Raw genomic sequence first — 6,658 nt, 5'->3', positions numbered from 1 at the left:
ATCTTGATTTTCTTCTGTTTTTAAATAACCAAATGTAAACCAAGATTCTGTTCCTGGCACAAATTCTCCATTTAGCCTTGCATCAAACCCATAAGCATAAGCCGTTGCATCATTATTGGCACGATAACGAATTCTAACATTATCAATCGTATAGGTATTGACATTTTTAAAATCTTTGTAATACATTTCAGAAAGCAATTTAAAACCTCTTCCCCACATTTTGAAACTATAATCGTTACTCAATACAAAATGAATCGATTGCTGAGCTTTGACATCTTTTTGTACCACGCCATTATAATCCCTTAATTCTCTGTAAAATGGTGGTTGATTGTAAACTCCAATTGCTGCTCTAAACAACATGTCTTTTTCCCAATAAGGTTTAAAAGCAAATTGAACTCTTGGTGCAAAAACAATTTGAGCTTTTCCGCTTCCATCTTGATCATTTACTTGCCATTGATGAAAACGAACTCCCGTATTTAACCAATATTCTCCTTTTTCCCATTTACCACTATGATTCCATTGACCGTAACCTGAAACTCTATTTATTGTAGTGAAATTTGTAGCTCTTACATATTGATAAGGAGCTAATGGATATTCATTGGGTTCATAAGGTTGATTATTGGTATATCCCAAAAGCGGATTTGGTAATAAAAACCCAGCCGAATCAATAACTTCCCATTCCACTACTCTATCTTTTATATTTTCTCTTGTGTACTTGAAACCCCATTCGATTTCGCTTTTTGTTTCTAATTTATGAAAACCTTTTACTTCAGCATTTACAATTAAAGCATCTAAATTATTTCTTGCATGATTTAATTGTGACCCAATGCCACGTGTAAATTGAACATCACCAAAGGTTTCTGAACCAATATTGGTATCAACTTCTCCTAATCTATATTGCGCTAAAATATCAAAATGCTCTTGTTCTTGTGTGTGATATGTTGAAGCAATAAATTTCAACTTATTATTTTCATTATATTCATAAACCGATTTTACAGCTCCAAAAACGGTTAAATATTCATCTTTTTCTTGTCCATCATAAAGCACTTGTACACCAATTGGCTCACTAATTGTACCAAAATTTGTTTGTCTAAACAAAGGCTGATAATTGTATTTATTTTGAGCCACATTTCCTAAAAAGCTCCATTGCCACTTGGTTGAAGCATTGTAATTTAAAAACGTTTGAATATCTGTAAAAGAAGGCTTATAATTTGTTTCTGTATCTTGACTATTTACTAAAAGGCTGTTATTTCTATAGCGAACACCAGTTACATTGCTCCATTTTTGATTTTTAGAAACTCCTTCCACAGAAGCATTTACTCCTAAAAAACTAGCTTCAATATTAGCTCCAAATTGTTTTGGGTTTTTGTATGTGATGTCTAAAACAGAAGCCATTTTATCACCATATTTAGCTTGAAATCCTCCAGCAGAAAAGTCTACATTTTGAACCATATCAGTATTGGTAAAACTCAATCCTTCTTGTTGACCAGAACGAATTAAAAATGGCCTATAGACTTCAATTTCGTTTACATAAACCAAATTTTCATCATAATTTCCGCCACGAACAGCATAAGATGTACTTAACTCGTTATTGGAATAAACTCCAGGTAATGTTTTTATAATATTTTCAATTCCAGCATTTGCACCAGGAATTTTTCTAATAACAACTGGATCAATTGCTGTTAGTCCTTCAATTCGTTTTCTGTTGGTTCCAACCACAGTTACTAATCCAATTTCTTCTACATTTATATTCAGGACTGGATTAAACTCATAATCTTCATTCGGTTTTAATTCCAAGTCTTTTAACGTTGTTTTTTTATATGAAACATGCGAAAAAACGACAGTTATTTTCTTGTTTGCTGGCACTTGTAATACATAAAACCCTGTGGCATCTGTTGTTGTTCCAATATTTCCAACTTTGACAGAAACATTTTCAATAGGTTCATTAAATTCGTTTAATATTACCCCTTTTATTTGGGCCGTTTGAGCAAAAGTTGCAGTGCAAATAAAAAGGAAAAAGAGTATATTCTTCAAAGGATTAAATTTAATTGTTCTTATAAAAATAGCTTTCAAAGGTAGTAGAATTATTCATTTCATCAGTAACAACTACTTTAAAATCGTTCTTTCCTTTAACGTAAATATTATCTGATAAAGTATGTACCAGCTTTTTTGTCTTGTAATCATATTCCATAAGAATCCAATTTCCGTTTAAGTATGCTTTGTAGGAATCTATTCCAGATAAATTATCTGAAATTTTAGCCGAAATTATTGTGTAAGTATCTATAGTTTTTCCTTCTGAGAAATTTACACCATATATTTTTGGAGCAATAGTATCTTGAACTACTTTATAATTTCCAAGTTTTTTGACTTTCGCATTTATTTTATCTCCTTTAATATATGATTTAATGTAGTCTACATCTTTACCGTCTAAATAAGCTATAAAACTTTTTTTCTTTAAGGTTTCATCCAAATCAGTAATATCAAAAGAAATATTGAAACTGTTTTTTACAGGAATTTCGTCTTCATGTAAAAACAGAATATCCTCTTTACTATTCAGTTTCATAGTAAAATTTTCGTAAAATGTGTTGGCTCCAAAATTAATAGTCCATTTTCCTTCTTCAAAAATATAATCATTTTTAGCTTTTATTTTTTTATCCGTCGAAGTTGTAACATTTAGAGCTGCTTGAGCTTTTTTATAAACAACCGGAATTTCAATAATAGAAGTGTTTTTAGAAAAATCTTCCACAATAATTTTATAAGTGTAAGAAGCTGAAGGTTGCACTTTTAAAACTCCATCTCTTTTATTCTGATTTACTATTGACAAAGGGTACTCGTTCTCAATAAACATTTTTTGAAAACGCTGCCCCATATTTTTAAATCTAAAATAATCTATAAAGTAATTGATATGTTTAGATTCATCAAAAGAAAAAGTATCAAATTTATAAGAGAAATAAGGAACACCATTCACAAAAGTAGAAACTTTATAAATTCCGTTTTTGTTATAAGGATTTGTCATGTTATCAAAAACATTAAGACTAAAACCAATTGCTCCATTAGAAGTAATCTTGTGTGTTATATAGCTTCCTTCATCATTAATAGACAAAGGAATTGTTTGGGCTAAATATTCATTATTAATAGCAATTGTATCATTTAAAGGATAAACCATTACACTATTTACTTTTGGTCTGTATTTATCTATTACTAATGCATCAAAACCAAAAAGTAACGGATTAATAACCATTTCTGTTTTAGTATCTCTTATTTCAAAATGCAAATGTGGACCACCACTTCCACCACTATTTCCAGACAGAGCAATGACTTCACCTTGCTTTACAGGTAATTCTGAAGGTTTTAAAAAAAGTTCTATTTCAAATGCTTTTTCATCGTAGTGTCTTTTATGAATCATTTCTTCTATTTTCCCGTTAGCACTTTGTAAATGCCCATAAACAGAAGTATACCCATTTGGATGTGTTACATAAATCGCTTTTCCATAACCCCACGTTGAAATTTTAATTCTAGAAACATAGCCATCTGCAACGGCATAAACTGGCAAACCTTCTACTCCTTTTGTTTTTAAATCTAAACCAGTATGAAAATGATTGCTTCGTAATTCTCCAAAAGCACCAGAAACATCTAAAGGTATATCTAACGGTGAAATAAAATAATCTTTAGGATAATCTTGCCCAAAACTTAAAGAAGTGATAAAAAAAAGAAGAAATAGTTGTTTCATTTAAGCAGATTTTGCATTTAAAATACTAAAATTAAATAATTAAGTACTTATAAAACAAGTAAAACAAAAAAAATACGCATTTAGTATATAAAAAAAAATAAAAAGTGTTGTTATTTAAATTTCAAATCTTAACTTTGTAATTATTGTACTGAAATAAATGTTTTATGAGCGGATTAACTGAATTGATTGATTCTCTTGAAGTTAAATTTTCAAAAATGTACCACAAGATGGACACTTTGGAAAAGAAAAATCAAGAATTATCTGATGAATTGATACAATTCAAGGAAAACAACAAAAAACAGTTAAAAACGATTGGTGATTTACAAAACCAACTGGAAGGCTTAAAAACTGTCAATGCAATATTAGGTAGTGATGAAAACAAAAGAGAAACGAAACTCAAAATAAATTCTTTAATTAGAGAAATTGATTATTGCATAGCACAACTTTCGGAATAGAAAGAAATGGAAGATAAACTAAAAATTAAAATATCAATTGCAGACCGAGTTTATCCATTAACAGTGGAACACTCGCAAGAAGAAGGACTAAGAAGTGCTTCTAAAAAGATTGATGTTATTATAAAACAGTTTGAACAAAATTATGCAGTAAGAGATAAGCAAGATGTTTTAGCCATGTGTGCTTTACAATTTGCCTCACAAGTAGAGCAAAAGCAGTTGAACAAGTCGCAAGACAATGATGAAGCTTATGAAAGACTACAAAAATTAGATGATAAACTGAGTCGAATTCTTTCGAAATAATACGTTCTTACATAACAATACTACCTACATTAGTATCTATTTGGTAAACTCAACAATCACAAATTAAAATGAGTGAATTATTGCAACTAAAGAATGCCATGTTATTTATAGCAAGGAACCTTGAAAGGCAAACTAACTCAAAACTTGTATAACTGGAGTTTATGCAATCATCTAATGTAGGTTTTTTTTATATAATTTTTTAATCAAATCATGGATAACATACTAATAATAATCATCGGAGTCGTAGTTGGAATAGCACTAGGTTTTGGAATAGCAAAGCTTTTAGAAAAAAGCAATGTTTCAAATCTTATTAAAAATGCAAAAAAAGAAGCGACCTCTATACTAAAAGAAGCGAAAGCAGAAGGCGAGTCTATTAAAAAAGATAAACTACTTCAAGCTAAAGAAAAGTTTTTAGAATTAAAATCAGAACACGAAAAAGAGATTTTATCTAAAGATAAAAAATTAGGCGAGGCTGAAAAAAGAACAAGAGACAAAGAATCTCAAGTTTCAAGTGAATTAGCTAAAACTAAAAAAATAAACGAAGAAATTGAAGCCAAAATAACAGACTACAACACAAAACTTGATTTCTTAGACAAGAAACAAATTGATGTTGAAAAAATGCATAAATCACAAATAGAACAACTTGAAGTAATTTCAGGTTTATCTGCTGATGATGCTAAAAGTCAATTAGTTGAAAGCTTAAAAGCTGAAGCTAAAACTAATGCGATGGCTCACATTCAAGAGACTATTGAAGAAGCAAAATTAACTGCTCAACAAGAAGCTAAAAAAATAATCATCAGCACAATTCAACGTGTGGGTACAGAAGAAGCAGTAGAAAACTGTGTGTCTGTTTTTAATATTGAATCTGATGATGTTAAAGGAAGAATTATTGGTCGTGAAGGAAGAAACATTAGAGCAATCGAAGCTGCAACTGGTGTAGAAATTATTGTTGATGACACTCCAGAAGCAATCATACTTTCTTGTTTTGACCCAGTTAGAAGAGAAATAGCTCGTTTAGCTTTACACAAATTAGTTACAGACGGAAGAATTCACCCAGCAAGAATTGAAGAAGTTGTAGCTAAAACACAGAAACAGATTGAAGAAGAAATTATCGACATAGGAAAACGTACAGTAATCGATTTAGGAATTCACGGTTTACACCCAGAACTAATCAAAATCGTTGGACGTATGAAGTATCGTTCTTCTTATGGTCAAAACTTATTACAACACTCTAGAGAAGTTTCTAAACTGTGTGGAATTATGGCTGCTGAACTTGGCTTAAATGTTAAGTTAGCCAAAAGAGCAGGTTTACTTCATGATATTGGAAAAGTGCCAGATACTGAAAGTGAATTACCTCACGCAATCTTAGGAATGCAATGGGCTGAAAAATACGGTGAAAAAGAAGAAGTTTGCAACGCCATTGGAGCTCACCATGATGAAATTGAAATGAAGTCATTAATTTCACCAATTATTCAAGTATGTGATGCTATTTCTGGTGCAAGACCTGGTGCAAGAAGACAAGTTTTAGATTCTTACATCCAACGTTTAAAAGATTTAGAAGAAATAGCTTATGGATTTAATGGTGTAAAAAGTGCTTATGCAATTCAAGCAGGTAGAGAGTTACGTGTAATTGTTGAAAGCGAAAAAGTTTCTGACGAATTAGCAGCAACTTTATCTTTTGAAATATCACACAAAATTCAAACTGAAATGACTTATCCTGGTCAAGTAAAAATTACTGTAATTAGAGAAACTAGAGCTGTTAACATAGCTAAATAATAAGTTGGCAGTGTTCAGTGATCAGTTACTATAAATATAAAATCGCGTTAATTCATTTTAATGCGATTTTTTTTTTGCTTAAATTATCCGTTGAATTATTCCAACAATGTATTCTTATTCAAAAACTACTATCTGAAATCTGCCAACTGATTACTGAACACTGAACACTACTTCCTCGGATGAAACTGTGTTAGTACTTTTGCCAAATGCTTTCTATCTAAGTGCATATAAACTTCTGTAGTCGTAATTGATTCATGTCCCAACATTAATTGAATAGAACGCAAATCTGCACCATTTTCTAACAAGTGCGTTGCGAATGAATGACGAAAAGTATGCGGACTAATGGTTTTCTTTAAACTTATCTGTATGGCTAAATCTTTTATGATTGTAAAAATCA

At 30.7% G+C, this 6,658-nt stretch carries 6 protein-coding genes; 3 read left to right on the top strand and 3 right to left on the bottom strand.

The genetic code is table 11. The features are described 5' to 3' along the window. Both AACZ53_RS13195 and AACZ53_RS13190 read right to left on the bottom strand, forming a co-directional pair. Positions 1 to 2,034 (bottom strand): carboxypeptidase regulatory-like domain-containing protein (locus AACZ53_RS13195; RefSeq protein WP_339839342.1); only part of this gene is annotated, 2,034 nt, incomplete at its 3' end. Between the two features lie 10 nt (positions 2,035 to 2,044). Continuing rightward, entirely contained in the window at positions 2,045 to 3,730 is a 1,686-nt protein-coding gene (locus tag AACZ53_RS13190) for a M23 family metallopeptidase (RefSeq protein WP_339839340.1), read from the bottom strand. Between the two features lie 164 nt (positions 3,731 to 3,894). Between AACZ53_RS13190 and AACZ53_RS13185 the strand changes: the two genes are divergently transcribed. The 3 genes from AACZ53_RS13185 (at position 3,895) to rny (ending at position 6,261) form a co-directional block, all read left to right on the top strand. Continuing rightward, positions 3,895 to 4,185, top strand: a complete 291-nt coding sequence (locus AACZ53_RS13185) for a hypothetical protein (protein ID WP_339839338.1) — start codon at positions 3,895 to 3,897, stop codon at positions 4,183 to 4,185. A gap of 6 nt (positions 4,186 to 4,191) precedes the next feature. Then, positions 4,192 to 4,485 carry a cell division protein ZapA gene (locus tag AACZ53_RS13180; RefSeq protein WP_026716946.1) on the top strand — a complete coding sequence of 98 codons (294 nt, stop codon included), beginning with the start codon at positions 4,192 to 4,194 and terminating at the stop codon, positions 4,483 to 4,485. 210 nt (positions 4,486 to 4,695) lie between these two features. Next, positions 4,696 to 6,261 carry a ribonuclease Y gene (rny, locus tag AACZ53_RS13175; RefSeq protein WP_339839333.1) on the top strand — a complete coding sequence of 522 codons (1,566 nt, stop codon included), beginning with the start codon at positions 4,696 to 4,698 and terminating at the stop codon, positions 6,259 to 6,261. A 167-nt stretch (positions 6,262 to 6,428) separates the two neighbouring features. On the opposite strand, the gene AACZ53_RS13170 is transcribed toward rny, so the two are convergent. Then, on the bottom strand, positions 6,429 to 6,658 hold a 230-nt coding region (locus AACZ53_RS13170; RefSeq protein WP_339839331.1), incomplete at its 5' end, for a tyrosine-type recombinase/integrase.

The sequence above is a fragment of the uncultured Flavobacterium sp. genome, assembly GCF_963975005.1.
GTDB lineage: Bacteria > Bacteroidota > Bacteroidia > Flavobacteriales > Flavobacteriaceae > Flavobacterium.
The sequence above is the reverse complement of the archived record's forward strand: the minus strand, read 5'-3'. Positions and strand labels throughout refer to the sequence as shown.